Source organism: Acinetobacter sp. V89_7 (assembly GCF_029967895.1).
Lineage (GTDB): Bacteria > Pseudomonadota > Gammaproteobacteria > Pseudomonadales > Moraxellaceae > Acinetobacter > Acinetobacter soli.
Map to the genome: position 1 here is coordinate 36,149 of NZ_JASCAJ010000020.1, position 26,271 is coordinate 62,419.

The 26,271-nt window shown below is 39.5% G+C and carries 27 protein-coding genes and 1 pseudogene; 17 read left to right on the top strand and 11 right to left on the bottom strand.

The window, feature by feature from the left end:
• Positions 1–232: 232 nt before the first annotated feature.
• The 3 genes from QLG00_RS04740 (at position 233) to QLG00_RS04750 (ending at position 3,390) form a co-directional block, all read left to right on the top strand.
• Positions 233–1,249: an aspartate carbamoyltransferase catalytic subunit gene (locus tag QLG00_RS04740; RefSeq protein ID WP_004936609.1), complete on the top strand. Its 1,017-nt coding sequence runs from the start codon at positions 233–235 to the stop codon at positions 1,247–1,249.
• Between the two features lie 10 nt (positions 1,250–1,259).
• On the top strand, positions 1,260–2,495 hold the full coding sequence (locus tag QLG00_RS04745; protein WP_004936611.1) for a dihydroorotase: 1,236 nt from the start codon (positions 1,260–1,262) through the stop codon (positions 2,493–2,495).
• 103 nt (positions 2,496–2,598) lie between these two features.
• On the top strand, positions 2,599–3,390 hold the full coding sequence (locus tag QLG00_RS04750; protein WP_282470584.1) for a DUF2520 domain-containing protein: 792 nt from the start codon (positions 2,599–2,601) through the stop codon (positions 3,388–3,390).
• 113 nt (positions 3,391–3,503) lie between these two features.
• On the opposite strand, the pseudogene QLG00_RS04755 reads toward QLG00_RS04750, so the two are convergent.
• Together QLG00_RS04755 and QLG00_RS04760 are read right to left on the bottom strand one after the other, a co-directional pair.
• Positions 3,504–4,356, bottom strand: a pseudogene (locus QLG00_RS04755) (IS982 family transposase).
• 105 nt (positions 4,357–4,461) lie between these two features.
• Positions 4,462–5,634, bottom strand: a complete 1,173-nt coding sequence (locus QLG00_RS04760) for a hypothetical protein (protein WP_282470585.1) — start codon at positions 5,632–5,634, stop codon at positions 4,462–4,464.
• A 461-nt stretch (positions 5,635–6,095) separates the two neighbouring features.
• On the opposite strand from QLG00_RS04760, the gene QLG00_RS04765 reads away from it, so the two are divergent.
• On the top strand, positions 6,096–6,848 hold the full coding sequence (locus QLG00_RS04765) for a class II aldolase/adducin family protein (protein ID WP_282470586.1): 753 nt from the start codon (positions 6,096–6,098) through the stop codon (positions 6,846–6,848).
• Positions 6,849–6,851: 3 nt separating this feature from the next.
• Here the strand turns inward: QLG00_RS04765 and QLG00_RS04770 are convergent, their stop codons facing one another.
• The gene (locus tag QLG00_RS04770; RefSeq protein WP_171304796.1) at positions 6,852–7,739 is read right to left on the bottom strand and encodes a LysR family transcriptional regulator; all 888 of its coding nucleotides are present in this window, start codon (positions 7,737–7,739) and stop codon (positions 6,852–6,854) included.
• A 431-nt stretch (positions 7,740–8,170) separates the two neighbouring features.
• Here QLG00_RS04770 and QLG00_RS04775 point away from each other — a divergent pair, with 431 nt between their 5' ends.
• From QLG00_RS04775 to QLG00_RS04805, 7 genes are all read left to right on the top strand, one after another.
• A complete protein-coding gene (locus tag QLG00_RS04775; RefSeq protein ID WP_282470587.1) occupies positions 8,171–9,112 on the top strand; it encodes a TIM barrel protein in 942 nt (313 codons plus the stop codon).
• Positions 9,113–10,189, top strand: a complete 1,077-nt coding sequence (locus QLG00_RS04780; RefSeq protein WP_104124747.1) for a 2-oxoglutarate and iron-dependent oxygenase domain-containing protein — start codon at positions 9,113–9,115, stop codon at positions 10,187–10,189. It begins immediately after the preceding gene.
• Between the two features lie 10 nt (positions 10,190–10,199).
• Positions 10,200–11,003, top strand: a complete 804-nt coding sequence (locus tag QLG00_RS04785) for a transporter substrate-binding domain-containing protein (protein WP_111812869.1) — start codon at positions 10,200–10,202, stop codon at positions 11,001–11,003.
• A gap of 22 nt (positions 11,004–11,025) precedes the next feature.
• A complete protein-coding gene (locus tag QLG00_RS04790) occupies positions 11,026–12,555 on the top strand; it encodes an amino acid ABC transporter permease/ATP-binding protein (RefSeq protein ID WP_282470588.1) in 1,530 nt (509 codons plus the stop codon).
• A gap of 354 nt (positions 12,556–12,909) precedes the next feature.
• On the top strand, positions 12,910–13,869 hold the full coding sequence (gene speB, locus QLG00_RS04795; RefSeq protein WP_104124750.1) for an agmatinase: 960 nt from the start codon (positions 12,910–12,912) through the stop codon (positions 13,867–13,869).
• Between the two features lie 205 nt (positions 13,870–14,074).
• Entirely contained in the window at positions 14,075–15,064 is a 990-nt protein-coding gene (locus tag QLG00_RS04800; protein ID WP_282470589.1) for a LysR family transcriptional regulator, read from the top strand.
• Positions 15,065–15,138: 74 nt separating this feature from the next.
• Positions 15,139–16,098: a D-2-hydroxyacid dehydrogenase gene (locus tag QLG00_RS04805; RefSeq protein ID WP_282470596.1), complete on the top strand. Its 960-nt coding sequence runs from the start codon at positions 15,139–15,141 to the stop codon at positions 16,096–16,098.
• A 159-nt stretch (positions 16,099–16,257) separates the two neighbouring features.
• Here the strand turns inward: QLG00_RS04805 and trmB are convergent, their stop codons facing one another.
• Positions 16,258–16,974, bottom strand: coding sequence for a tRNA (guanosine(46)-N7)-methyltransferase TrmB (gene trmB / locus QLG00_RS04810; RefSeq protein WP_282470590.1), 717 nt, complete (start codon positions 16,972–16,974; stop codon positions 16,258–16,260).
• 460 nt (positions 16,975–17,434) lie between these two features.
• On the opposite strand from trmB, the gene QLG00_RS04815 reads away from it, so the two are divergent.
• Entirely contained in the window at positions 17,435–18,046 is a 612-nt protein-coding gene (locus QLG00_RS04815; protein WP_004936615.1) for a glutathione binding-like protein, read from the top strand.
• A 41-nt stretch (positions 18,047–18,087) separates the two neighbouring features.
• On the opposite strand, the gene QLG00_RS04820 is transcribed toward QLG00_RS04815, so the two are convergent.
• The 6 genes from QLG00_RS04820 to QLG00_RS04845 form a co-directional block, all read right to left on the bottom strand.
• Complete coding sequence (locus QLG00_RS04820; protein ID WP_348994509.1) at positions 18,088–18,777, bottom strand: hypothetical protein; 690 nt, start codon at positions 18,775–18,777, stop codon at positions 18,088–18,090.
• An 80-nt stretch (positions 18,778–18,857) separates the two neighbouring features.
• A complete protein-coding gene (locus QLG00_RS04825; RefSeq protein WP_004936619.1) occupies positions 18,858–19,643 on the bottom strand; it encodes a thiazole synthase in 786 nt (261 codons plus the stop codon).
• A 14-nt stretch (positions 19,644–19,657) separates the two neighbouring features.
• Entirely contained in the window at positions 19,658–19,855 is a 198-nt protein-coding gene (gene thiS / locus QLG00_RS04830; protein ID WP_004936622.1) for a sulfur carrier protein ThiS, read from the bottom strand.
• Positions 19,856–19,867: 12 nt separating this feature from the next.
• Complete coding sequence (locus tag QLG00_RS04835) at positions 19,868–20,233, bottom strand: DUF423 domain-containing protein (RefSeq protein ID WP_282470592.1); 366 nt, start codon at positions 20,231–20,233, stop codon at positions 19,868–19,870.
• A 116-nt stretch (positions 20,234–20,349) separates the two neighbouring features.
• A complete protein-coding gene (rpoH, locus tag QLG00_RS04840) occupies positions 20,350–21,219 on the bottom strand; it encodes an RNA polymerase sigma factor RpoH (RefSeq protein ID WP_004936628.1) in 870 nt (289 codons plus the stop codon).
• A gap of 131 nt (positions 21,220–21,350) precedes the next feature.
• Positions 21,351–21,593, bottom strand: coding sequence for a sulfurtransferase TusA family protein (locus tag QLG00_RS04845; RefSeq protein ID WP_119689569.1), 243 nt, complete (start codon positions 21,591–21,593; stop codon positions 21,351–21,353).
• Positions 21,594–21,965: 372 nt separating this feature from the next.
• Here QLG00_RS04845 and QLG00_RS04850 point away from each other — a divergent pair, with 372 nt between their 5' ends.
• Both QLG00_RS04850 and rhlB read left to right on the top strand, forming a co-directional pair.
• Positions 21,966–22,178, top strand: a complete 213-nt coding sequence (locus tag QLG00_RS04850; RefSeq protein WP_004653893.1) for a cold-shock protein — start codon at positions 21,966–21,968, stop codon at positions 22,176–22,178.
• Positions 22,179–22,279: 101 nt separating this feature from the next.
• Positions 22,280–23,431, top strand: coding sequence for an ATP-dependent RNA helicase RhlB (gene rhlB / locus QLG00_RS04855; protein ID WP_004936633.1), 1,152 nt, complete (start codon positions 22,280–22,282; stop codon positions 23,429–23,431).
• A 61-nt stretch (positions 23,432–23,492) separates the two neighbouring features.
• Here the strand turns inward: rhlB and QLG00_RS04860 are convergent, their stop codons facing one another.
• Positions 23,493–23,870: a hypothetical protein gene (locus QLG00_RS04860; protein ID WP_004936637.1), complete on the bottom strand. Its 378-nt coding sequence runs from the start codon at positions 23,868–23,870 to the stop codon at positions 23,493–23,495.
• 207 nt (positions 23,871–24,077) lie between these two features.
• Between QLG00_RS04860 and QLG00_RS04865 the strand changes: the two genes are divergently transcribed.
• The 3 genes from QLG00_RS04865 to sixA are packed head-to-tail and all read left to right on the top strand — an operon-like array spanning position 24,078 to position 26,264.
• Complete coding sequence (locus QLG00_RS04865) at positions 24,078–24,656, top strand: nitroreductase (RefSeq protein ID WP_004946536.1); 579 nt, start codon at positions 24,078–24,080, stop codon at positions 24,654–24,656.
• 22 nt (positions 24,657–24,678) lie between these two features.
• Positions 24,679–25,752, top strand: a complete 1,074-nt coding sequence (locus QLG00_RS04870; RefSeq protein ID WP_004936643.1) for an NAD(P)H-dependent glycerol-3-phosphate dehydrogenase — start codon at positions 24,679–24,681, stop codon at positions 25,750–25,752.
• Between the two features lie 56 nt (positions 25,753–25,808).
• On the top strand, positions 25,809–26,264 hold the full coding sequence (sixA, locus tag QLG00_RS04875; RefSeq protein WP_004936646.1) for a phosphohistidine phosphatase SixA: 456 nt from the start codon (positions 25,809–25,811) through the stop codon (positions 26,262–26,264).
• Positions 26,265–26,271 lie beyond the last annotated feature (7 nt).

The window sequence follows — 26,271 nt, forward strand, 5'->3', positions numbered from 1 at the left end:
TAAATTCGAAATCCTCTTTTTTATTCAAATGTTGATCATCTTGATTTTACATTTTTAAAATACATAATTTTAAAAAATAGAAAACAAATTTTATTATGATTTATTAGGTACTTATTTTTATTGTATTTCTTTTCATAATTGATCTAGAAAACAACAATTGCCAAAAACAGCATCTGCCTGTGATGAAAAAATATCTGTATAATGCCTTAACTTAACGTATAAGGAATCTCTCATGCATCTGGCAGCTTTGCATTCTCCGAGTCAGATTCAGCTCAACCAGCAGGGCAATTTGAAGCACTTCCTGACCATTGAAGGTCTGTCTAAAGAAACTCTTACAAAAATCCTCGACACCGCGCAATCCTTTTTCAATGATCAAAATCAACTGATTACCACACCTTTACTTGAAGGGCGCACGGTAATGAACCTGTTTTTTGAAAACTCAACCCGGACACGCACCACATTTGAAGCCGCAGCAAAGCGTTTGTCTGCCAATGTATTGAATATCGATATTGCACGTTCAAGCACCTCAAAAGGTGAGACGCTACGCGATACGCTTTGGAACCTTGAAGCCATGGCAGCGGATATTTTTGTGGTACGTCACTCGTCTTCGGGTGCTGCACATTTTATTGCCAAAGATGTATGTCCGAATATTGCGATTATCAATGCAGGTGATGGGCGTCATGCACATCCAACGCAGGCAATGCTCGATATGCTGACCATCCGCCGTGAAACCAAAAAACCGTTTGAAGATTTAAAAGTCGCAATTATTGGCGATATTAAACACTCGCGTGTTGCACGATCAGATATTGCGGCTTTACAAACCTTGGGATGTCGTGACATCCGCGTAATTGCGCCAAATACACTACTGCCTGTTGGATTTGATGAATATGGCGATCATGTGCGTTTATTCAATAAAATGGATGATGGCGTAAAAGATTGTGATGTGATTATTGCACTACGTATTCAAAATGAGCGAATCGATTCGCCAGCGCTGTCTTCTCAGGCAGAATTTTACCGTATGTATGGTCTGAATCAAGAACGCTTGGCTCTTGCCCAACCAGATTGTATCGTGATGCATCCAGGGCCAATGAACCGCGGTGTAGAAATTGATTCTGCGATTGCAGATGGGCCACAATCCGTGATTCTGAATCAGGTGACTAACGGAATTGCGGTGCGTATGGCCGTACTGGCGTTGGCCATGCAAGGTCAGGCACAAGCACAAGGTTTAATTGAAGCAATCGCAAACTAAGGGTCTATTCATGAGTAATGTAAAACTTGAAAATGTTCGTTTGTTAGATCCTGTCGCGCAAATTGATGTTACAACAACGGTATATCTTCAAAACGGCCAGCGTGTCGATTCGCTTGATCAGATCGATGAGCAGATTGATGCTCAGGGCAAATGGTTAATGCCGACCATGGTGGATTTATGTGCGCGCGTTCGAGAGCCAGGTCAGCAGCAACACGGCACGCTAAAATCCGAAGGTAAAGCGGCACGTGAAAACGGTATTCTGCATGTGATCACGCCGCCAGACTCTCAGCCGATCGTACAAGATAACGGTGCGTTAATTCATGGTCTAATTGAAAAAGCATGGACTGATGGCAAGTTTCATTTGCATATTATTGGCGCACAAACCCAAGGGTTATTGGGACGTCAGCCAGCCAATATGGCAGCACTTAAAAAAGGTGGATGTACCGCAGTTTCAAATGCCAATGCTGCATTTGAAAACGATGATGTGGTGATTCGGACCTTAGAATATGCAGCCGGTTTAGGTTTGACGGTGGTGTTCTATCCTGAGGAACCACAGATTGCCAAAGATGGTTGTGTGCATGAAGGATTTATTGCATCTCGCCAAGGCCTGCCGATGATTCCTGTCATTGCAGAAACCATTGCAATTGCCAAATACTTAATCATGATTGAAGCGACCGGAGTGCGTGCGCATTTTGGATTATTATCTTCAGCACAGTCGATTGAGTTGATCCGTGCGGCTAAAGCAAAAGGCCTGCCTGTCACGGCAGATGTGGCGATGCATCAGTTACATTTAACCGAAGCGTTAATTGATGGGTTTAATACTTTAGCGCACGTAAGACCGCCACTTCGTTCGGAAGCAGATAAAGTAGCGTTACGTGACGCAGTCAAATCAGGCGTGATTGACGCGATTTGTACACATCACGAACCACTGAGTAGCTCTGCTAAAATGATGCCATTCGCTGAAACCTTACCCGGTATTAGTGCATTTGATACCTATGTCGCTTTAGGTGTACAACTCATCCAAGAGGGGCTGTTTGAGCCTCTGGAATGGGTAGAGAAAGTGACTGTAGCACCGGCACGCGTAGCCAATATGCAAGAGCGCTGGTTAAATGAAAAAGGCTGGGTATTGGTTGATCCAGCGCTTGAGTGGAAGGTTGATAAAACCACAATTTTATCGCAGGGTAAAAATACGCCATTGCTCAATCAAAATCTAACTGGAAAAGTAGTTCAGACCTTTCTACCTTAGATATAGGTTTGATTCATATATAAGATCATAAGAAAGTGCGATTGATTCGTCCTTTTTTTATTGGCATGCTTAGCGCTATTTTGGCGAAATAGATGATTGAAAGATGCGTATTAGTTTTATTGGTTCGGGCAAAGTCGCCACCCATTTAGCCAGCGCGTGTGCATCGCAGCACCAGATCGTGCAAATTATGAGTCGTGATGTTGAACACGCAAAAACTTTAGCGTGCCGTGTTGGTGCAGAACCGATTCATCAATTTGAGCAGCTTGATGCATCCATCGATTTACTCATTATTTCGGTTAGCGATCACGCCATTTCAAGCGTAATTCAGGCTGTGCATCCATATTTGCCCAACGCCTTAATTGTGCATACCTCTGGCAGTACTTCAATGCAACAGCTCACACAGCAGCATGCCAATGCTGGGGTATTTTATCCGTTGCAAACCTTTAGCTTTGAGCGCGAGGTAGACTGGTCTGAGACACCATTATTTATTGAAGCTTCAACTGATGAGGGATTAAAACATCTTGAAGCAATCGCAAATAGCCTAAGTAATAAAGTCTATCACTATAATTCTGAACAACGTTTGAGTTTACATCTAGCCGCTGTTTTTGCCTGTAACTTTACGAATTATTGTTATGATGCGGCCAAGCAAATTGTCGATCAACAACAGGTCGATTTTTCATTGCTTTATCCATTGATACTTGAAACTGCGCGCAAAGCCACATTGCACGATCCAGTATTGGTACAAACTGGACCTGCGGTGCGAAATGACCAAAATATTCTAAATATGCATCAAGATTTACTGAGTCAAGCCAAACGTCCAGATTTGGCAGAAATTTATCAATTGCTGAGTCAAGCAATTACAAATCGTCGTGTTGATCAGGTAGGGGAATCATGACTAAAAATTTGACTTATTGACATATTCTAGATTCATATAATCATCAATTGGTTAAGCCAATTTTAATGGTTAATTATTATATAGTCTGAAACTTTAAGTAACCCGAATCCTGTTTAAGCCGATGATTTCATAATTTGAATTGTTGGCTTATTTCCATGGGTTAATTGATATGCACATAGCGAAGCATAAATCCCACTGAGAAATCCATGAAGACTACATGCTTTACTCGTCACTAAATTGTATTGCCCTTTCAATAAGCTGAATAATGTTTCTATTTTATTGCGTTGTCTTAGGTGATATTCATCTGATGTACAGAGTTGAATAACCTGCATATTCTTCCGATGATAAGTAATTAAATCAATATCTTGATCTTGTAGCTTGCTCTTTAATTCTTGGCTGATGTAACCTCGATCTCCGTAAAGTTTTCCGTTTAGACCATCAACTAATTGCTCAACTATTTTTATGTCAGCAACATGTCCATTTGATAAAGCAGAACAGGCAATTTCACCCAATTGATTCATCGCAATATGTAATTTACAGCCATAAAACCAGCCCATTGAGCTTCTACCACGTGATGCAATTTGGACTAATGATTTATGACGCTGAAACTGGCAGAGTGGTTGAATCAATCCATAAATATTGTGTATCTTGGCCTTTCATCAATGCCACATGTAAAGCATGTAGAGCTAATTCATGCCTTTTGATCAGATGAATCATCCTTTGATAGCAAGGCAAGTACTTAAATAAATGGCTTTTATCTTCTTTTAATCAAGTAAAAAAGGCTTTGAAATTATTGAAATGAGAGCATTTGTACCAAATAGCAATAAAGCAGATTTCTGAAATTGTAAGTTGAGCAGTTCTGATTCATAAGGAACCACGGTCTTGTTTGAGAAACTCCCAATAAGTTAATTCAAATTTAAGAAAAAAATCATCAATTACGCAGAATAATTCGGTACTATTGAACATCAGGACTAGAGTTGTGAGTTTGGTGTGGTAACTCAACTGATAGCTCTAGTCCTCTTATTTTTCAAGTCAATTTCTTATCCGCGATTCGGGTTAAATTTCTAAATATTAAAATGAATAAGCAACAGTCATTTTTAATAAATGTTGGGTTTTATTATCATTTCCTTGCACTAAGGAATATTCATTTCCACCAATTAGTAAGTCATTTTTTCCCATAATATATTCAGTCGTGAATCCAAGATTTTTATGATCGACTGATACTCCAATAATATTGCGCGTTGAGGTCTTATAGCTGCCTGTTTTATCATAAGCACTGTACATGGCGTAAGGTGTAATTTTCCCAATTTTTCCGACATCCTTAAATGTATAACTGATATCAGCTGTATAGAAATTACCTTCATTTGCCAAGTAGTTATAATAATCAAATGAACCTGCTACGGATACATTTGGATTTAATGGATCTTTGTTGTCAATTTTGTGATGACCACCTGTTAAGGTGACTTGAAAATTTTGATAACCTAACTGGCTGAATAATGCCCAAGCTTTGTGACGACCTGTTTCATTATTGGTTTTATTTTTAATGTCTGAAAACCAATATGAACCTCCCAATGAAGCAGATAAATCTGGATCATCAAATTTTAGTTTATGATTGACCCGCGCTACCCACATATTTTCTTCTTTGAGATAAGTTTGAATTTCACTGCTTGGATCAGGTTTTACAAAGTTAGATGAGTAACGTGCTGAATCTACACTTTTCCCATGATAGTCGCCGCCATCAATTGGGAAGAAACCTAGATCTACATCTGTATTTGAAAAAAGATTGGTACGGTAATTTATCCCGACATTATGCACATCTTCAAGTCCGACTTGAGTTACGATGCCTCCATAATTATTGCTTTCCCAGAAGCGACCTGGACCAAATGGCATATTTTGTAAACCAACCGTAACTTTGTTGGTTTCATTGATCTTATAGCCTAAATAACCGTCTACAAGTGCAGAGAAATCACAAAGTTTATCGTATTGATAACAGCGATATTCAATACGTCCAAACATTAAAGATGATTGATAGTTGATATTGATTTTTGCGACATCAAAAGTCAGTTTTTGATCATTCTTAGACCAGCTTTTATCTTCATATTTTGCTCTTAAAAATCCAGAAAGTTTAAGTTCACCCTCAACTGATTTTGCATCACCAATGCTAAGATCGGCAGAGTAGCCAACTTGGCAAAGACTCAAAAATCCTAAACAGCTCAATGAAAATTTTAATTTACGATATTGCATAAGCGTAACCCCAAGGTATTAAAAATAAAAAATGATCCAGAATAGCTTTCATTTGAAAATACTTTCAAAGACTAATAATTCAATCAAACCCTTAAATCAGAGCAGTTTGAGCATAAATAATTGATTTTTTGTCTCTAAAAATGGTATGAATACATTTTTAACAATCTGATATTGTTAAAAATATTGAAATTTACTTGCCTTCTAGCTACTTTCGTTGTCGAAAAAATGAGCTGATTGAGTTCAAATCAAGGCAGATAAAACTTCAAAAATGTCTGAGTATAAAAATCAACCATAAACTCTTGTTGAAACTTATACCGAATAAATTTTTTTAATTAAATTCTGAATTTTTGAATGGGATTCAGTAAATACGAATCAGCAGAACTATAAATTCAACGATGATAGGAACCAGATAAGATTTCCTTAAAATTTAGCATGGCATATTTGAGTCAAAGAGTATTGAAATGAATCAACATCTCACTATAAATCCAGTTGAATGGGAGGCACGGTGTCAACTAGCAGCCCTTTATCGCTTAATTGCACACTATAAAATGACCGATTTAATTGATACACATATCAGTCTGCGTGTGCCTGAAGAGCCTAATCATTTTTTAATTAATCGCTATGGCGTCATATTCGATCACATGCGCGCATCCGATTTGGTCAAGATTGATCATGATGGAAAAATTGTTGAGAGTTATGATCAAGGCAAGAAGGTAAATGTGGCGGGTTTTGTCATTCATTCTGCTATTCATCATGCTAAACCACATCTAGATTGTGTGATTCATACGCATACTGCAGATGGTGTTGCTGTGTCAGCTCAGAAAGATGGGTTGTTGCCTATCTCACAGCATGCGCTTAAATTTTATCGTCGTTTGTCTTATCACGATTATGAAGGAATTGCATTATCACTTGAAGAGCGAGAGCGATTGGTCAATGATCTAGGCAATAACAAAGCCATGATTTTAAGAAATCATGGTTTATTAGCAGCAGGTGAGTCGGTTGCACATGCATTTCATGAAATATTTTTTTTGGAGCGCGCCTGTCAAATTCAGATCAAGGCATTATCAGGACAAAACTTAATTTATCCTTCCCAAGCTTTATGCGAGTTTACAGCATCTCAATTTGAACAGGATGATGCAGAAGGAATTATTTGGGATGCATGGCATGCTGCTTTATCATTGATTGAAAAAGACAAAGCAGACTTTTGTTGTTAGATGTTAAATATATTTTGACATAATATTGCGAAATTTCTGGATAATTGGATCTTTACTGCGACCGCGTCGCATGATTAAGGAAAATGGTGCTCGATAACCAAAAGTAGAAGGCAGTAGTACTTTAAGCCGCTTTTGATCTACCCATGCTTGCGCAAAATGTTCAGGTAAATAACCAATATATTGTCCAGATAAGATCAAAATGAGTTGTGCTTCCATGGATTCTACAGAGGCAGATGAATTGTTGAATCCATGTTTAGCCAATTCGCTATGGCTCCAGTAACCTCTACGAACCATTTTCTCTTGCGTAATTATATTTTCAGTCAAATGACGTTGTTCGAATAAATGATGTTTGTCACTACAAAATAACCAGTGCTGCTCTTTGTGCAAAGGGTGATAAGTAATACCATTCATTTTTAGGAAAAAAGCACCCACCGCCAAATCATAACGATTTTCTAAAACACCCATTTGGAGTTCGTATGGACTCTGAACCTGAAGTTGTATGTAAATAAAAGGATTTTCCTGAGAAAACTGTCCAATAATCTGATCAATTGGGAAATGCTTTTCGGTCACAATCGAGTCTAATATCCCAATTTTGAGTATACCGTTTAACTCCCCTTTGACTTGAGCACTATAAAGCGCAAATTTGTCGATTTCCTGAAGAAGCCTCACAGTCTCTTGGTAGTAAAGCTCTCCTTTGTAGGTAAGAGAAAAACCACCACGACCACGTTCACATAGCTTCATCCCAACATTGGCTTCAAGCTGACTCATGTAGGTACTAATGGCGGATGTTGATAAATTAAGTTCCTGTTGTGAGTTTGCAAAACCTTGATTTTTAACAACAGTTTCAAAAACGCGCAGGAGCTTAAGATCAGGAAAATGTTGAAGATCCATAACATAATTGCCGATAGAGGTTACCTTTAAAATAGATTACTTAGTTTAGAAATGTCAAAACTAAATACAAACTCAGAAAAATCATTTGGCATAAACGTCTGATTTTTTCGTGACATCTGTATCAACCTTATCGATAAAAATATAAAGAATGATGATGTTAGTTTCAGATAATTTGCTTTTCTAACAGCTAATATTTTTTGAGATTGATATTCTGTCTACATACATTTGTTCAAGCTCAAGAACCAAGTTCGAATAAGATGTTGACAGTTGATCTCAATTTTCTAAATCTGAGAAGGTATAAAGCAATGATGTAATTTAAAGCTCATTTATATAGTTTAGAAAACTCAAAACTAATTATTTAGAAATTGCTATTTAATGCCTTATTACTTTGAGAGATAACATTTATAAAACAGCTCGATACAGATCTAAAAATGAATCAGCATCTTGGTCCATCTCGCTATAGAAATGAAATCGCACCTATTGAGGATGTCACATCTCAGGGAAGTAGTAGGATACAACTTAAAAAATTTCGCACCTTATGGGGAGTTAACTCCTCTTGGGAACAGACACTTCGTGAATTACAGACAGCGGGTTGTGCAGGAATTGAAGCACGTGTGCCGTTAACTTTAGATGAACAGCAAGCCTTAGCATCAGATATTCGAGCCGCAGAACTTGAATATATTGCGATTGTATTCAGTGGTGGTGATGTCATACCCAAGCAGCAAGAAACACCAGAACAGCATCTTGAACGATTAAAAGAACGTTTCGATGCAGCGAAACAATTGCAGCCATTATTCGTCAATTTACTTGCAGGAAATGATCGTTGGCCTTTGGCACAACAAGTTGATTTTCTTGGAAAAGCACATGAGCTAGCAAAGTGTTTTGAGCTGAATTGTAGCTTTGAAACGCATCGAGCAACGTCGCTTTATAGTCCTTGGCTTACTCTGGAAATTATACAGCAGCTTCCACAACTACAATTTACTGCTGATATCAGTCACTGGATTGTTGTTAGTGAACGTTTGTTAAATGATCCATGTGATGATTTCACTACATTTATTGATCGTGTTCATCATATTCAGGCTCGAGTTGGATATGACCAAGGACCTCAGGTTCCGCATCCCGCTGCTCCAGAATATCAAACTGCACTCAAGTTTCAGCAAGATTTCTGGCAGAAAATCTGGCGGTCGCAGCATCGTCGTGGTTATCAGCAAACTACACTTACGCCGGAATTTGGTGCTGATGGTTATTTACACCACTTACCATTTACCAATGTGCCTGTGGCTGATTTGTGGTCGGTTAATGCATGGATGTTGCATGAGGAGCAACAGCATTTTAACGAATTTTTATCTTCAATTGAAAAGGAGGGCAACTAAATGACCAACGTTAAAGGCGCTTTTACCGAACTCCCTGTGATTAATATACAGAACTTAAACAGCGAAAATCTTGCCGAGCGACAAGCCGTTGCAGATGCAATTGGACAAGCATCGCGAGAAGTTGGATTTTTTTATGTCACTGGTCATGGTATTGCACCAGAATTAATCGCAGGTGTGCGAGCAGCGGCAAAAAAATTCTTTGCTTTGCCAATGCAAGAAAAAATGAATTACTACATTGGCCAATCGAAAAGTCATAAGGGTTATGTTCCTGAAGGCGAAGAGATTTATGGTTCTGGAAAACCAGATTTGAAAGAAGCATTTGATGTCGGCTTTCAGGCTCCAGAGGATCATCCTTTTGTCGTATCCAAAACCCCACTGATTGGTGCAAATGAATGGCCAGAACTTGCAGAATTTAAGTCACAGGTTTTGGACTATTATCAGGCGGTTTTTGCGTTAGGACATCGTTTATTTGATGCTTTTGCACTGGCACTTGGTTTGCCAGAAGGCTATTTCAAGTCAATGGTGACTTGCCCACCATCAAAACTACGTTTGATTCACTATCCTTTTGATGCAACAGCAGAAGATAAGCCAGGCATTGGTGCACACACTGATTATGAATGTTTCACACTATTACTTGCAGACCAGCCAGGCTTAGAAGTACTCAATGAAGACAGAATCTGGATTGATGCACCGCCATCTAAAGATATCAATGGTGAAGAGGCGTTTGTTATTAATATTGGTGACATGCTGGAAGTGTTGAGTGCTGGCACCTTTATTGCTACTGCACACCGTGTTCGCAAGGTACCCCAAGAGCGTTATTCATTTCCACTGTTCTTTGCCTGTGATTATCACACATTAATTCGCCCGTTACCGCACTTTTTAAAAGCAAATGAGGTAGATCAATATAAAGAGTTAAGTATTGGTGAACATATGTGGAGTCAGGCGTTACAAACTTATCGTTATTTACGTGAAAAAGTTGCCAGTGGTGAGTTGCAATTACCTGAACGAGCAAGTGCAACCAACACTTTTGGTCATTTGAAACAACAAGCAAAGCTAAAAAGCACTATCAATGAGTGAGGAGTAATTTATGAAACAAATACTTAAAAAATTCACATCCCAAGTGGCAATATCTGTAACTGCGATCGCATGTTTCTCATCAGTCAGTCATGCTGCACCATTACTGACCAATGGCGTATTTAAAGTTGGATTAGAGGCAACTTATCCACCTTTTGAATCGTATGACAGTCAGAAAAAAATTGTAGGTCTTGATCCAGATTTTGCTGCGTTGATTGCCAAAGATTTAAATGCCAAGCCTCAACTCATTGATACCAAGTTTACCAGTCTGATTTTGGGTTTAGGTAAAAAGTATGATGCAGTCATTTCAGGATTATATGTCACTCCAGAACGTTTAAAACAGGCAGATGCTATTCCTTATGCCATGACAGGTGCTTCAATTATTGCGCTTAAAAATAGTACGACTTTGCCTAAGACCGAAAATGACTTATGTGGTGTCAAAGTGGGTTTGCAACAGGGCACAGCATGGGTTGCCAGTCTTAAGAAACATTCAGAAGCATATTGTCTCAAAAATAAAAAACCTGCTATTCAGGTGATGGAATTCCCAACAGCTTCTGAAGTGTCTCAGGCGCTTATATCAAAAAACATCAATGCCCAACTCGAAATTGCGCCTGCTGCAAAGATTTTGGTTGAGAAAAGTCGAGGCCGCCTAATGGTGAGTTCTTCACGTCTGATCTATCCGCTCCCACTTGGAATTTATGTCACCAAAGGCAATACAGCGCTCGTTGCTGCGATCAAGTCATCACTGGCGAAAGCCAAAGCAAATGGTCAATATGACGCACTGATCAAAAAATATAATTTAGAACCTATTCATTAATTGATTGAGATTGGGAACCGGTATGGAATTCGATTGGGAATATTTTTTCTCATTATTTGGCTTTGCAGAGTTTTGGCAGGCTTGCGTAACTGTAATTATAATCAGTTCGTTGTCTTGGTTTATTGGAATGATATTAGGATTTTTTCTGGCGTGTGCGAAGATATCTGCACCACGGTGGATTAAAATACCAGTCGAACTTTATATCTGGTTTTTCCGTAGTATCCCCTTAATGGTGCTACTGGTTTTTGTGTACAATTTGCCACAGATGTTTCCAGTCACTCAACCTTTGCTGGGCGTCCCATTTATTGCGGGTCTGATCTCAATGACTATCACTGAAGCTGCGTATATGGCAGAGATTCATCGAGGTGGTTTACTGTCTGTGACTAAAGGACAAAATGAAGCTGGACATGCGCTTAGTTTTGGTTTTTTTGGTATTCAACGTTTAATTATAATTCCACAGGCTTTTCGAATTGCATTACCAACATTAATTAATGAATATATTACTATTATCAAACTGAGTTCAATCTTATCTGTTATTTCACTGCCAGAGTTATTACTCATAGGTCAGCGCTTATATGCAGATAATTTTCTGGTTATGGAAACACTGCTTGCAGTTGCAGTATATTATGTGATGATTGTAACGTTGTTTACTTGGTTATTTAAATGGCTTGAAAATTTCCTTAATCTACAACGCAGATCACCACAAACACTTAAAGAGAGTGAATGCATTGCATTAAAACAAAACCTGAAAGCCCCAATATTTAAAATAAATACTATAGAGTCGGCCTCTGGAAGTCCTGTTGCACTTGATTTACGAGATATTCATAAATCATGGGGGCAGCATCAGGTTTTAAAGGGAATTAATTTAAAAATAAAAAATGGTGAAGTATTAAGCATCATTGGGCCGTCAGGTTCTGGTAAAACGACGCTTATTCGAACCATCAATGCACTTGAAAGTATCGATGATGGGGAAATTGTATTGTATGGCGAGAGTTATATCAAAGGTGGCGCGGTAATCGATAAACAGAAGATGCGTGCTGGAGTTCGTCGTATCGGCATGGTGTTTCAGGGGTTCAATTTATTTCCACACCGCACTGTTTTAGATAATGTGATGCTTGCACCGATGTACCACAAGCTATTTGATCGTACTGTGGCGAAAGAGCAGGCACTTTATTTACTTGATCGTGTTGGTTTACTTGCACATATCGATAAATATCCACATCAGCTTTCTGGTGGTCAGCAGCAACGTGTCGCAATAGCAAGAGCATTGGCACTCAAGCCCGATATCATGCTGTTTGATGAGCCTACCTCTGCACTGGATCCGGAGCTGGTTGGCGAAGTTCTCAAGGTCATTCAATCACTTGCTAGTGAAGGCATGACCATGCTGATTGTCACACATGAGATGGATTTCGCATTATCTATTTCTGATCGGGTGATTATGATGGAACATGGTGTCGTGCAGTGTGATGCATCACCTGAGGATATTCGTTGTTCTTCATCTGCTTCGTTCAGTCGGATACGTGAGTTTATGCAAGTAAAACCAGAGGGCTAAGCCTTATCTATCTAAAAATTGAAGATATCATTCAACGCTATATAGGTGTAATACAAGATTAAATCACGCTATTATTATCCTAACCAGACGGCTTCAGATCAATATTCTCCTGATCTGAAGCCGTTTAACTTTTAATCTCAACTAAATTTCAATCCTAAATTGCATGTGCATTCAAAATGACGCATTCATAATTCATAGATCACATTTTAGCATCAGGTCCTCAAGTAAAGCGTTAGGTCATATTCTGCATTCAATTAGTTTATAAATATCAAAACTAATTATTTAATAAATACTATTTAAGCTGACGTGTTTTTATTAGATAAATAATGAAAACAAATAGATATAGGTATACACATGGCCAAACATTTACATCAACCTCTGGGTGGAAACGAAATGCCGCGTTTTGGTGGCATCGCATCCATGATGCGTTTACCTGTCATTGAAACGCCTGAGGAGTTGGCTAAATTAGATGCTGCATTTGTGGGTATTCCTTTAGATATTGGAACCTCACTTAGATCTGGAACACGCTTTGGACCGCGTCAGATTCGAGCCGAGTCCGTCATGATCAGACCTTACAATATGGCAACAGGCGCGGCACCGTTTGATTGTATTAATGTGGCAGATATTGGTGATGTTGCAATCAATACATTTAACCTACTACATGCTGTTGAAATCATTGAACAAGAATATGATCGCATTTTGTCATATGGAATTATTCCCTTAACACTCGGCGGTGACCATACACTAACATTACCGATTCTACGGGCGCTTAAGAAAAAACATGGCAAAGTCGGTTTGGTACATATCGATGCGCATGCAGACGTAAATGATCACATGTTTGGTGAAAAAATTGCGCATGGAACCACCTTCCGTCGTGCGGTAGAGGAAGATCTTCTGGATTGTGATCGTGTCGTACAGATTGGTCTAAGAGCACAGGGCTATAGTGCCGATGATTTTAACTGGAGCCGTCGTCAGGGATTTAGGGTGGTACAGGCAGAGGAATGCTGGCATCAATCTTTAGCTCCGCTTATGGCTGAAGTCAGAGAAAAAGTAGGTGGTGGGCCTGTTTATTTGTCTTTCGATATCGATGGAATTGATCCTGCTTGGGCACCAGGAACTGGAACGCCAGAGATTGGTGGGCTGACTACTATTCAAGCGCTCGAAATTATTCGTGGATGTGAGGGGCTGGATATTATAGGTGGCGATTTGGTCGAGGTATCTCCACCTTATGACACCACAGGAAATACCTCTTTGCTCGGTGCTAATCTCTTGTTTGAAATGTTATGTGTTTTGCCAAATGTCGTGAAGAAATAAAGTTTTTAGTGAGTTACATAGGTAAATATCAATGAACTTACTTTAAAAACATGACAGGCAAAGACATATCTTCCTTGATGAAAGTCGATTGTAGTGAAAGAAAATCATCTTAACGTTTTAAACAAAACATAAATCATGAATGACTCATTTTTATGAGTTGGATTTTCTATTTATGTTTGATCTTTAAAATATGGAGAGAACAACAGTGTTGAATCGCATATCTTTTAGACAAATGGAATATTTTGTTTCAACTGCACAGCATGGCAGTATTATTGTTGCATCGGAGAAAATACATGTATCTCCGCCTTCAATTTCTGCTGCAATTTCCCATATTGAATCGGAATTAAAAGTTAAATTATTTATTCGTCAACACGCACGTGGCTTATCGCTAACGACGATTGGTGAGAAAATTCTCAAAGAATGTTTGTTTATTTTGGGACAAACCAATGCACTATATACACTTGCTTCTGAGTATTGTGGTTTAACACAACGGTTTTTACATATTGGTTGTCATCAAGTTTTAACGCCATTGATTTATTCAGATATTGTGCATGATTTTGGTCTCTTACATCCAAAAGACGATATTCGATTAGTAGATGGCAGTCATGATGAGCTAATGAACGCATTATTGTCAAATAAAGTGGACATGGCAATTACTACAAATTTACAAATTGATCATAACCTTATCTGTTTTGAGCCGATAGTGAGTTTGCCTCCTCATGTGTTGGTGAGTGAACATCATCCATTGGCAAAAATGAAAAGTGTTCGCTTAGAAGATTTAACTCAGTTTCCGATGATTTTGCACGACTCTACCTATTATAAAGATTATTGCACTGATTTATTTACACAGCATAACTTGGTGCCACATATCAAAGATACCTACAAAAACTATGATTTAGTACGAACCATGGTGGCTGATGGATGGGGTTACAGCATGACCAATTTACGACATAAGCTTGAGCATACATTAAATGGTAAAAAACTCATTCGCATAATGTTAGAAGGAAATCATGCACCAATAAGTATAGGAATTGCCACACTCACCAGTGTCAATTTGAATGCAGTCACAGAAAAATTTATGAGCTACTGTAAGAATTTTATTTGTGAGTATTATGATGATCGTGAACATGCTTCATCCAGTTTCACTTTAACTTCTTCGATTGAAAAAACGCGATCTATACCAAGAGTGGCTTAAACAAATCATTTATTGCGTCGATCAGTATTGATACTTAACGGATGTTTTGAATTGTTAAAATTGAGATGAGTGATATGCAGCACGTCAGAATAACATGTACTGAAAAACATTATTTGGAGAAGCAAACCTTCAGTTTTAATTTTCCTGTGAACTACACCGAATTTGAAAAGTTAACCCAACAGCAATTTTATGATCAAGTGAAGGATCAGCATGTTTTAATCGTAAATGATTTAAAAGTTGATCAGCAAGTGATGGACAACAATCCAGAGCTTCAACTGATTGCACTCTGTTCGACTGGTTTTGATCATATCGATATTGGGTTAGCAAAACAGAGAAATATAAAAGTGTGTAATGTTAAGGGATATGCAGGCGATACAGTCGCCGAACATGCTTTTTTATTAATGTTAAATTTGATAAAAAATTTGCAGTTTTATCAGAATTCAGTTGTTTCAGGATTATGGAGTGACAGCAATAGTTTTTGTTATCAAGATCATCGCTTTCCAATTTATGATCTGAAAGAAAAAACATTGGTAATTGTAGGTCGAGGTGAAATAGGACAATCCTTAGCATTAAAAGCACAAGCGTTTGGAATGCAAGTGTTTTTTTCTGAGCGTCCGCATCAAGCAAGCTGTAGAGAGGGATATATTCCGTTTCAGACAGCACTTCAAATTGCGGATGTACTGTCATTGCATTGCTCACTAAATGCTGACAATCGATATATGCTTAATCAAGAAACACTGAATTTAATGAAACCGAATAGTTTTATTATAAACGTCAGTCGAGGTGGGTTAGTGAATGAACACGATTTACTCATCGCACTTCGTACTGGTCGCATTGCGGGCTACGCAGCGGATGTCATGACCCAAGAACCTCCTTCTAAAGATGATCTACTTTTACAGAGTGGGTTACCCAATATTTTGCTTACACCGCATATCGCATGGGCAAGCGAAGAGGCGAAACAGCGCATGATTGAGATACTGGTTCAGAACATTCATTTCAACCTAGATGGAATAGATCATAATAGAGTTGTTTAAGAGCGTTGGACATCTAGATAAGCGGTTCGTAAATCTACATGTATATTAAGAAAATTATTTAAGAGTAAGAAACCATCATACTGTAAAAAATAAAATCGCATTAAATAGTTAATATTTAATGCGATTAAGTACTGTATCAGCTATGTGATACTCAACTGATCATCCAATTTTCTTAAAAATAAAGTCATTAATCTTGTGGCCAGCTTCTAAACCGCGACGTTCAAACTTGGTTTGTGGGCGCCATTCTGGGCGTGGATAACTATTACCCTTACCTGCAAGGTTTTCTAAAGCAGGGCGGTTGTCAAGAACATCTAGCATCCACTCAGCGTAGGGTTCCCAGTCTGTTGCAGCATGGAAAGTACCGCCAAGCTCCAGTTTTTGTTCGACCAGTTCCATGCGCTCATGAGCAACAAAACGACGCTTAAAGTGGCGTTTTTTCTGCCACGGATCTGGGAAGTAAAGCTGGATACAGTTAATGCTGTTATCCGGCATTTCACGCAAAACCTGAATGGCATCTGCATCAAGTACGCGTAAATTTTTAAGTTCGGCCATTCCTGCTTCATAAACGCACTGGGCGATCCCCGGTACATGTACTTCAATACCAACAAAGTTACGCTCAGGATTTGCTTTTGCCATTAAGACTAAAGAACGACCCATTCCAAAACCAATTTCGACTGTCAATGGGCGTTCAGGATGTTCAAAATGCTGGCGTAAATCACCTACCGGATATTCCAAAATCAGTGCTTGATATTGCTCTAAAGCTATACGCTGTGAAGTATTCAATGGCGCAGCGCGGCGCATAAACGTCACAATTTCTCGGTGTTCAGGCAAATTATCCAGTTCAGTAATCTGCGTTTCTAACTGATCGGTCGACATGATTTTGATGATACTAAAAATTCAGATGCCGTATTTTAAATGCTTAGGGGGGTAAGTCAAACGCTAATCACAGCTTCAATAAGACTAAGCAAGCATGAATAGGAAAAGACTCGTCTCATTGGATGCCTTCATGTATTTGTCACGTGTATCTTGTAGATTATTTTATAGACAAACTATTGGCGGTTGATCATCAAAGCATCATCAATTATTTAAAGTTGCTGGATAAGCTGCGCATGCCGATCTCTATGTCTTACATTCTGTTGCCCGGCCAGAAGTATTGTGTTCACTCATATTTTGAGCAGATCACACACAATATCGCTTGCGCGACGAATTTTTTTTGATTAATAGTAGAGTATAAAGATTTTTCTTAGATCGACTTTTGTAAGGAAGTTTATATAGCCCTTGCATGTGACTTCGAAGCGTTTTAGAACATAAAATAGTTAGATAACAAGGATCCCATATGAAGTTGTATTATTCACCAGGCGCATGTTCACTCGCAGCACATATTATTTTAAATGAAATTAATGTCGACTTTGATTTAGAAAAAGTTAACCTTAAAACGCATCAAACAGAAAAAGGTGCAAATTATTACGACATCAATCCAAAAGGATATGTACCAGCACTGGAAATTAATCCTGGATTGATCTTGACTGAAAATGTTGCAATTTTACCCTTTTTAGCCCAGCACGATCCGAAGCAAGATTTAATTCCACCATCGGGAATGGGGCGTGCCAAAGTACTTGAATGGCTTGGTTATCTCAATTCTGAATTGCATGATGCCTATGCGGTATTTTTTGGTGGGCCACTTGAAGGTGAAGCAAAAAGCAAAGCCTATAAAGAAGTCGATCGTTTGCTTACGCACATTGATAAAACCATCAGTGAATCTGAAAATGATTACTTGGTCGATGATAACTTTGGCCCGGCAGATGCCTATTTATTCGTGATTACCAACTGGTCAAAAAGTATTGGACATGATTTGAGTCCTTATCAACATATCAATGCGATCCGTGATAAGGTTGCAGAACGACAGTCTGTACAAATTGCGATGCGCGATGAAGGCTTGATTGCATAACTATACGCAGAAAAAATGCCTCAAGTAATTGAGGTGTTTTTTTATTCAAATTCTGGTGGTTCTTTAAAATTAATAGATTTCAATTTTAAATCATATTGTTTTTTAAGATTTTTCCATTCGAATTTTGCGGGCTGAATACTCTCCTCAAACTCATTTTTATCTGTGGTTTTTTTCATTTTTCCAGTAGAAAAATTAATGCTCAATGAACTTTTCTCACCAGAAGCCCGATGAAAACTCATTTGATCAAAACCAATTAATTTGAAACCTTGATTCTGGTAGCGGAAGCTAAATGTATTGTTGGTCACATACCACGAGCCGCAACTGAGCCAATAATGTAAATTGATTTTTAAAATACCTTTTGTAATCGTTACAGCACCATCATCGAGTGGATCTGCAAGACAAGGCGAGTCTGCATCATTTTCACTAGGAAGTTTTTTATTTTTACTGATTAACTGATAACCCTGAGCTGTTTTGAATAACACCAACAAAGCTCTTGGATTGGTGTTGAGATTAGAGCTTCCAAATCCATCATTATGAATTATATTTTTGCGATTATTTTCCTCAATTACCAATACGATATCTTCCATGCCATCATGATTTAAATCACCACGAGCTATTTCGATGATTTTCCAGTCTTTAGGTATAAACTGTTGATAGTTTTTCTGATCGGAACTCGCAAAAGTAACTGTTGTAAAACTTACACTTAAAAGACCCATTATTATTTTTCGCATTTGTGCTTGCTCTCATTCTTCTTACGAAAAAGGATTCCGAAGAATCCTTTGAAAATTTTCAATATAATTAATAGTACGTACTATTTAAAGAAATAACCAGTTTCTGGGGAACTGGCATTAGCCATACGTTTACGTGGCATACGACCTGCCAAATAAGCTTCACGGCCTGCTTCAATTGCTTTTTTCATGGCAGATGCCATGAGAACAGGTTGCTGTGCAGCGGCAATTGCCGTATTCATCAAAACACCATCACAGCCGAGTTCCATGGCAATGGCAGCATCACTTGCTGTACCAACACCCGCATCGACCAGTACAGGAACTTTGGCATTTTCTTTGATAATCGAAATAGTATGTGGATTTAAAATCCCCAGTCCTGATCCGATTAGGCTGCCCAAAGGCATAATGGCAACACAGCCCATGCTTTCAAGTTCTTGCGCAACGATTGGATCATCAGAGGTATACACCATGATCTCAAAGCCATCATCAATCAGTGTACGTGCAGCTTTGATGGTTTGTGTGACATTCGGATAAAGTGTTTGTTGATCGCCAAGGACTTCAAGCTTCACCAAATTGTGACCATCGAGCAGTTCGCGTGCCAACATGCAGGTGCGAATCGCACTATCTGCATCAAAGCAGCCGGCTGTATTGGGTAAAATTGTGTACTTTTCGGGTGGAATGACCGAGAGCAGATTAGGTTGGTCTGCGTGTTGTCCGATATTAACGCGACGAATTGCAACGGTGACAATTTCGGCACCACTGGCCTGGATGGCCAAATCGGTTTCATGTAGGTCTTTGTATTTACCTGTACCGACTAAAAGACGAGATTGAAACTGGCGTGAACCAATAATCAAAGGGGTGTCTTGCATGAAAAGCTCCGTTTTTAACCGCCACCAACAGCGTGAATAATTTCAATTCGATCTTGATCTGATAACTGGTATTGCGCCAATTTGCTTTTAGGAACGATTTGTTCGTTCAGTTCTACCGCAAACCGTTTACCTTCAAGCGCAAGCTCTTGTATGAGCTCATACAGGTTTTGGCACGCGGTATCTTTTGGCGCGCCGTTGAGATAAATCTGCATTAATATTCCTGATTACTTTGCGTATTTCGTCGCATTCCAAGCCAGTACAAGCCAGCCTGCAATCATGAGTGCGCCACCAATTGGCGTAATCGCGCCCAAAATACGGGGCATGCCAAGCGCCATGATATACAAGGAGCCACAGAAAAATAGAATTCCGGTCTGAATCAAAAGAAACGGAAGCTTAATAGGGAGCTTTGAATAGGTTTTGGAAAGTACGCCCAGTAGCAAAAGCCCCAGCGCATGATAAAAGAAATAGTCGGTTGCGGTCTGCCACCAACCAAGCTGATCTACAGATGCATGTGCTTTTAAACCGTGCGCACCAAAGGCGCCTAATATCACGGCTAGAGCCAGATTAACCGCTGAAACTGCGATCCACATAAGCGCACTATTCTTAAGAAAAAGACGCTAGAACCTTAGCATAAAAAGGGAAAGCTCAAAATAGTCAAACAAAACAAAAGGGCACTTGGCCCTTAAGTTTTTCATCATCGGTCAAACTAGGTTGCAGACATTGCCACCTTGATTTTTTCCATGGCATTTTTTTCTAGCTGACGAATACGCTCTGCAGATACATTGTACTCGGCCGCAAGTTCATGCAAGGTCGATTTATCGTCGTCTAGCCAACGTCGTTGCAAGATATTTCTCGAACGATCATCGAGCTGGTTCATTGCTTCGTGTAACGCGCTTGAACTTTGCTCTTCGTAGTCTTCGTCTTCAACCAGTCGTGCAGGGTCGTAACGACTATCTTCTAAATACAGTGCAGGTGCAACGTGGGTGGATGAATCATCGTCATCGTCGCCTTGCGCTTCAAAAGCCGCATCGTAGGCAGTTAAACGACCTTCCATTTCCAGTACTTGCTCTGGTGTCACATTCAAATCATTGGCGATTGATTGTGCTTCTTCGAGAGTCAGTTTTTTGCTGGATTTTTTTAAGCTACGCAGATTGAAAAACAGTTTTCGCTGAGCTTTCGTGGTGGCGATCTTAACGATACGCCAGTTGCGAATCACGTATTCATGAATTTCTGCTTTAATCCAATGCACAGCAAAGGAAACAAGACGCACGCCCATATTTGGATCAAAGCGTTTTACCGCTTTCATCAAACCCAGATTTCCTTCCTGGATAAGGTCGCCTTGAGGTAGGCCATAGCCTGCATAACTACGCGCAATGTGCACCACGAAACGAAGATGAGACATCACCAGCAATTTAGCGGCATCAAGATCTTGATCGTAGTAGTAACGTTCAGCCAGCTCTTTTTCCTGCTCGGCAGTCAGAATTGGGATTTGGTTTACGGTGCTGATATAGGCACCTAAATTTACACCGGGCGCAGATAATGACAGGGGCATCAACTGATTGCTGCTGTCACTCATGAGTACTCCTTATAGGATGGTATAACCAATAAAAACATCTTAATGTGAAGCACCTTCATAATTAAGAAAGATTGGGTAGAGAAATGTAAAGTTTTATAGGCACTAAGCGCAATATGTTAAATAATAAATGATTAAGATTCAATCAAGTAATGAAATTCGTGGTCTGATATTTTAGTCAATTTACAAGCCAGTTGATTGATTTGGCAATATCGTGTTACATCAATTTCACTGTGCGGGTCAGATGACAATAGTTTAAAGACTTGGGGGCCGGTTGTCTTTTTAAGTTGACGTTTAAGCATCAATAGCGGCATAGGGCAGGGTTGACCCATGGCATTAATCTCAATAACAGAAAGTGAAGAAACTGAATCTTGCATCAATAAAAACGATGGGTTGCACACTTGAAAAGCTACTCTAGCAGAAAATCAAGCACAGGTAAAAACCACAATCAAACTGCTAAAAAAATTCCCGATCAAGTCGATAAAAAATTTAATTAAAAAATGAAGATAAATAGCAAAAATAAATCTATTAATTGTGATCAACCCATGTTAATCTCGAGTGGTTTTAGGATTTATGCGTTATCAAAAATAATTGTTATTAACCCTTTAACAAATGGATGTAACCGGGAAATTGTTGATAGTTTTACAGAATGATTACAAGCTTTGAAATAACAAAGAATTTTGAATCTTGTTTGCTATGCTGTTTGCAACACCGGAAGGTCCTTTAATTTAACTTCTGAGGATTGACTTATGACAGCTCGTGAACAAGGTGTAGTAAAGTGGTTTAACGATACCAAGGGCTTTGGCTTTATTCAACGCAATGGCGGTGATGACGTATTCGTTCATTTCCGTGCAATTATGGGTGATGGCCATCGTTCACTTCGTGATGGTCAACGCGTAGAATTCAGCGTTGTACAAGGTCAAAAAGGTTTTCAGGCTGAAAACGTTCAGCCTTTAGACTAATCAATCTAATTGATTGACTGACGCTCCAATTTTTTAAATTGGAGCGTTTTTGTTTTATACTACTGACTACATCAGAGTGATTAACGTTAGAGCACGAGTTTATGGTATCTGGTTTTGAAACCTTGAATTTACATCCGCAACTGAAAAAAGCGATTGATGCATTAGGGTTTACACAAATGACCCCAATTCAGCAAAAGGTTTTAAAATATACATTGGCAGGGCATGACGCAATTGGTCGAGCGCAAACGGGAACGGGTAAAACCGCTGCCTTTCTGATCAGTGTAATCAATGATTTGTTGAATAACCCCATTAAAGAACAGCGCTACCGTGGTGAGCCACGTGCACTGATTCTTGCACCAACGCGTGAACTGGCTTTGCAAATCGAAAGTGATGCAAAAGAGTTGACTCGCTTCACAGGGTTAAATTTACTCACTTTGGTGGGTGGTGTCGATTTCGACAAACAAAAGAAACCCCTCAACGAAAAAGTTCTGGATATTCTGGTGGCGACCCCCGGTCGTTTGATTGATTTTGTCGAGCAAAAAGAAGTTTGGTTGGATCAAATCGAATTTCTGGTGATTGATGAAGCCGATCGCTTACTGGACATGGGATTCATTCCATCTGTAAAACGTATTGTGCGTTTTTCGCCACGTAAAGAACAACGTCAAACCCTCATGTTCTCGGCAACATTCAGTTATGATGTTCTAAATTTGGCGCGTCAGTGGTTGCATGAGCCGGTTACAGTAGAAATTGAACCTGAGCAAAAAACCAATAACGATGTCGAGCAGCGTGTTTACGTGGTTGCAAAACAGGACAAATATCGTCTTTTGCAAGATATTTTGCGCGAAGAGCCGATTGATAAAGTCATGATTTTTGCCAATCGCCGTGATCAGGTACGCCGCTTGTATGATCATCTTAAAAAGGATGGCTACAAAGTGGGAATGTTGTCGGGTGAAATTGCTCAAGATAAGCGTCTTAAAATGCTCGAACAGTTTAAGCAGGGTAAGAACAACATCATGATTGCAACCGATGTTGCTGGTCGTGGGATTCATGTGGATGGTGTATCACATGTGGTCAACTTTACTTTGCCAGAGCAGTCTGATGACTATGTGCACCGGATTGGTCGTACAGGTCGTGCAGGAACGCAAGGTGTAAGTATTAGTTTTCTTTCAGAAGACGATGCGTTTTATTTGCCAGAAATCGAAAAAGCGATTGGAAAGAAATTACCGCTGACTCGAATTGAAGGTTATTGCTAAGCTTAAGAGGCTGAGCCAAAAAAAGATCCCTAAAGTGGGATCTTTTTTGTTTTTGGAGTGCTTAATTGGACTTACAGTAAAATTTAAGCGTGGTCTGATAGTCATCATCTTTAGCGAGAGATGCATTTTTGCCTGCTAGTGTACCAATCACGCCAGCAGCGGCTTCCACTATTTTACCGGTTTGCTCGTCGACGACACCTTTTAACACGCCATTGTATTCGGTTTTTTCATCTACAATCACTGGTGTGCTACGCACACAGGTTTTATTTGCAGCAGCCACCGCATTATTTTTTGCAATTAAATTAGATTTGCCAATTCCGGTGACTTCGTATTGATTATTTGCCAGCATGATGGCATTTGTTGCAGATGGGGTGGTGGCACAACCAGACAGCACCAAAATACCACCTGCCAGCAAAGTACTTAATATTTTGTAGTTCATTTTCTCATTACTCGATTTTTAAGACACTTCTGTATTTGAACATTTTTTTTGCAGCTTACGTTTTAGGTGTTGTATAGGTTTTGATGCGGTTATGCATCTTGGATGAAATGACAATAGAAATCTTGTGAAAAGCCCAAGTTGAACATAGAGCAATACATTACGAATGTGCTACTCTAACTTGAGTTTTATGATTTAGATTTAATATAAATGACAGAGTTAGACGCCAGCCAAATTCATCATGTAATTCATCAACGTCAATCGATTGGACAGCTAACTGAGCCTGCACCTTCAGCACAACAGTTAAATCAAGCTTTTCAAGCTGCATTGACCGCACCTGATCATCACCGATTAAAACCGACACGTTTTTTTGTGATTGATACAGAGCAGCGTGCTGCATTTGGCGAAGCGTTAGTACAGGCATTAGAAGATCTTGGTGAAACCGATCCAAATCAGTTAGATCGTGTGAAGCAGCATCCATTTCGTGCGCCATTGCTGGTGATTGCAGCAACACACTATCAAGATCATCCTAAAGTCCCTTTATTTGAACAAACTCTAAGTACGGGTGCTGCTATTCAAAACTTTTTGTTGTCATTACAGGCACAAGGTTTCTCGACAATGTGGCGCACTGGTGCAGTGATTGAATCAACCTGGTTAAAACAGCATTTAGGTCTTGAAGCGCGTGACTTAATCTCTGGTATTATTTACGTCGGAACAGCTGCTAAATCTATTTCACCGCGCGCTGAGGTGAAAATTGAAGATTACGTGACGCAGTGGCCGACTCGCTAAAAAATAAAAAACAGGATTAAGCATGACCGATTTGAAATTTACTGATCTCGTAGAGCCCGTTGCAGTGGATCAGAAAACCGCGCTGCGTGTAACCGTTTTGGGTGGGGGAAGTTTTGGTACGGCAATGGCCAATCTAGCCACCCGTAATGGCTGTGACACCATGATCTGGATTCGTGATCAGAGCATGGCAGATGAAATCAATCATACACACATTAACCAGCGATACTTACCAGACTTTAACTTAGAGGCAGGATTAAAAGCAGTTTCTGATCTTGAGCTTGCGGTGCGTGATCGCGATATTATTTTGGTGGCTATTCCAAGCCATTCTTTTCGCGAAGTGATCAAGCAGATTTCACCCTTTATTAGCGCGCAGGCTGTAATTTCACTCACTAAAGGCATTGAAGCCAATTCATTTAGCTTTATGAGCGAAATTATTCGAAACGAGTTACCCGAAGTCCCTTATGGTGTGTTATCTGGTCCAAATCTTGCCAAAGAAATTGTCGCCGGCATGCCATCTGGTACTGTTATTGCAAGCGACTCCGAACTGGTTCGTTATGCGGTTCAGCATGCATTGCATAGTGCTCTGTTTCGTGTGTTTGGAAGTGACGATGTACACGGCGTAGAGCTTGGTGGGGCGCTCAAAAATATTTATGCAATCGCTATGGGTATGGCGGTCGCGCACAATATTGGTGAAAACACCAAAAGTATGATTATAACTCGTGCACTGGCTGAAATGAGTCGCTTTGCCGTGAAGCTGGGAGCTAATCCATTGACCTTTTTAGGGCTTTCTGGTGTGGGCGATCTGTTTGCGACCTGTAATAGCCCGCTGAGCCGTAATTATCAGATTGGTTATGCTTTAGGTTCAGGTAAAACCTTAGATGAAGCCGTTAAGGCTCTAGGACAAACCGCGGAGGGCATCAATACCATCGTGCAAGTGCGTACTCGTGCACAGGAGTTAGATGTTTATATGCCGATTACCAATGCATTATATGAAGTGATTTTTGAAGGTGCGCCACCTTTAAATATTGCTTTGGCCCTCATGAAAAACGGACACCGCAGTGATGTTGAGTTTGTATTACCGCATCATCAGGTTTGAAGAATAAATGTAACAAACAGCCGATATAATAACGCGATAATTTTTAAGGAATTGTTATGCAACTTACTTTAGTTCGTCATGGAGAAGCATCTCCAGCGCTTGACGGAAATGATATGACACGGCCACTTACGGCACTGGGGCACGCACAGGCCAAACAAACTGCCCAGTTTCTTAAAGAGCAGGTTAATCCTGAGATTTTTGTGGTGAGTCCTCTACTTCGTGCGCAAGAAACACTACAACATATACAGCAGATTTTTCCAAATGTTCCAGTTTTGATATGTGATAAAATCAAGCCTGAAGATGATGCCAAAGATGCAATTGAATGGCTGGCACAATTACCTTTTGAGTCGATTGTGGTGGTGTGTCATATGAATGTTGTGGGACATATTGCAGAGCAACTGACCCACGAGCATTTTAATCCTTTTGCGCTTGCAGAAGCACGTCTTTATCATCAAACTGTGATTGCCAATGGATTGTCATCGCAAGAAAAAAGCTTTGTACCTACGATATAAAGAAAAT

Coding starts and splice junctions, on each gene's coding strand:
- QLG00_RS04820 (WP_348994509.1), bottom strand. CDS start 18,777: ATGCGAAAAATAATAATGGGTCTTTTAAGTGTAAGTTTTACAACAGTT.
- QLG00_RS04865 (WP_004946536.1), top strand. CDS start 24,078: ATGACAGAGTTAGACGCCAGCCAAATTCATCATGTAATTCATCAACGT.
- QLG00_RS04770 (WP_171304796.1), bottom strand. CDS start 7,739: ATGGATCTTCAACATTTTCCTGATCTTAAGCTCCTGCGCGTTTTTGAA.
- QLG00_RS04750 (WP_282470584.1), top strand. CDS start 2,599: ATGCGTATTAGTTTTATTGGTTCGGGCAAAGTCGCCACCCATTTAGCC.
- QLG00_RS04835 (WP_282470592.1), bottom strand. CDS start 20,233: ATGTGGATCGCAGTTTCAGCGGTTAATCTGGCTCTAGCCGTGATATTA.
- QLG00_RS04745 (WP_004936611.1), top strand. CDS start 1,260: ATGAGTAATGTAAAACTTGAAAATGTTCGTTTGTTAGATCCTGTCGCG.
- QLG00_RS04760 (WP_282470585.1), bottom strand. CDS start 5,634: ATGCAATATCGTAAATTAAAATTTTCATTGAGCTGTTTAGGATTTTTG.
- QLG00_RS04860 (WP_004936637.1), bottom strand. CDS start 23,870: ATGAACTACAAAATATTAAGTACTTTGCTGGCAGGTGGTATTTTGGTG.
- QLG00_RS04765 (WP_282470586.1), top strand. CDS start 6,096: ATGAATCAACATCTCACTATAAATCCAGTTGAATGGGAGGCACGGTGT.
- QLG00_RS04740 (WP_004936609.1), top strand. CDS start 233: ATGCATCTGGCAGCTTTGCATTCTCCGAGTCAGATTCAGCTCAACCAG.
- trmB (WP_282470590.1), bottom strand. CDS start 16,974: ATGTCGACCGATCAGTTAGAAACGCAGATTACTGAACTGGATAATTTG.
- QLG00_RS04815 (WP_004936615.1), top strand. CDS start 17,435: ATGAAGTTGTATTATTCACCAGGCGCATGTTCACTCGCAGCACATATT.
- QLG00_RS04850 (WP_004653893.1), top strand. CDS start 21,966: ATGACAGCTCGTGAACAAGGTGTAGTAAAGTGGTTTAACGATACCAAG.
- speB (WP_104124750.1), top strand. CDS start 12,910: ATGGCCAAACATTTACATCAACCTCTGGGTGGAAACGAAATGCCGCGT.
- rpoH (WP_004936628.1), bottom strand. CDS start 21,219: ATGAGTGACAGCAGCAATCAGTTGATGCCCCTGTCATTATCTGCGCCC.
- QLG00_RS04780 (WP_104124747.1), top strand. CDS start 9,113: ATGACCAACGTTAAAGGCGCTTTTACCGAACTCCCTGTGATTAATATA.
- sixA (WP_004936646.1), top strand. CDS start 25,809: ATGCAACTTACTTTAGTTCGTCATGGAGAAGCATCTCCAGCGCTTGAC.
- rhlB (WP_004936633.1), top strand. CDS start 22,280: ATGGTATCTGGTTTTGAAACCTTGAATTTACATCCGCAACTGAAAAAA.
- QLG00_RS04790 (WP_282470588.1), top strand. CDS start 11,026: ATGGAATTCGATTGGGAATATTTTTTCTCATTATTTGGCTTTGCAGAG.
- QLG00_RS04870 (WP_004936643.1), top strand. CDS start 24,679: ATGACCGATTTGAAATTTACTGATCTCGTAGAGCCCGTTGCAGTGGAT.
- QLG00_RS04825 (WP_004936619.1), bottom strand. CDS start 19,643: ATGCAAGACACCCCTTTGATTATTGGTTCACGCCAGTTTCAATCTCGT.
- QLG00_RS04805 (WP_282470596.1), top strand. CDS start 15,139: ATGCAGCACGTCAGAATAACATGTACTGAAAAACATTATTTGGAGAAG.
- thiS (WP_004936622.1), bottom strand. CDS start 19,855: ATGCAGATTTATCTCAACGGCGCGCCAAAAGATACCGCGTGCCAAAAC.
- QLG00_RS04775 (WP_282470587.1), top strand. CDS start 8,171: ATGAATCAGCATCTTGGTCCATCTCGCTATAGAAATGAAATCGCACCT.
- QLG00_RS04845 (WP_119689569.1), bottom strand. CDS start 21,593: ATGCAAGATTCAGTTTCTTCACTTTCTGTTATTGAGATTAATGCCATG.
- QLG00_RS04785 (WP_111812869.1), top strand. CDS start 10,200: ATGAAACAAATACTTAAAAAATTCACATCCCAAGTGGCAATATCTGTA.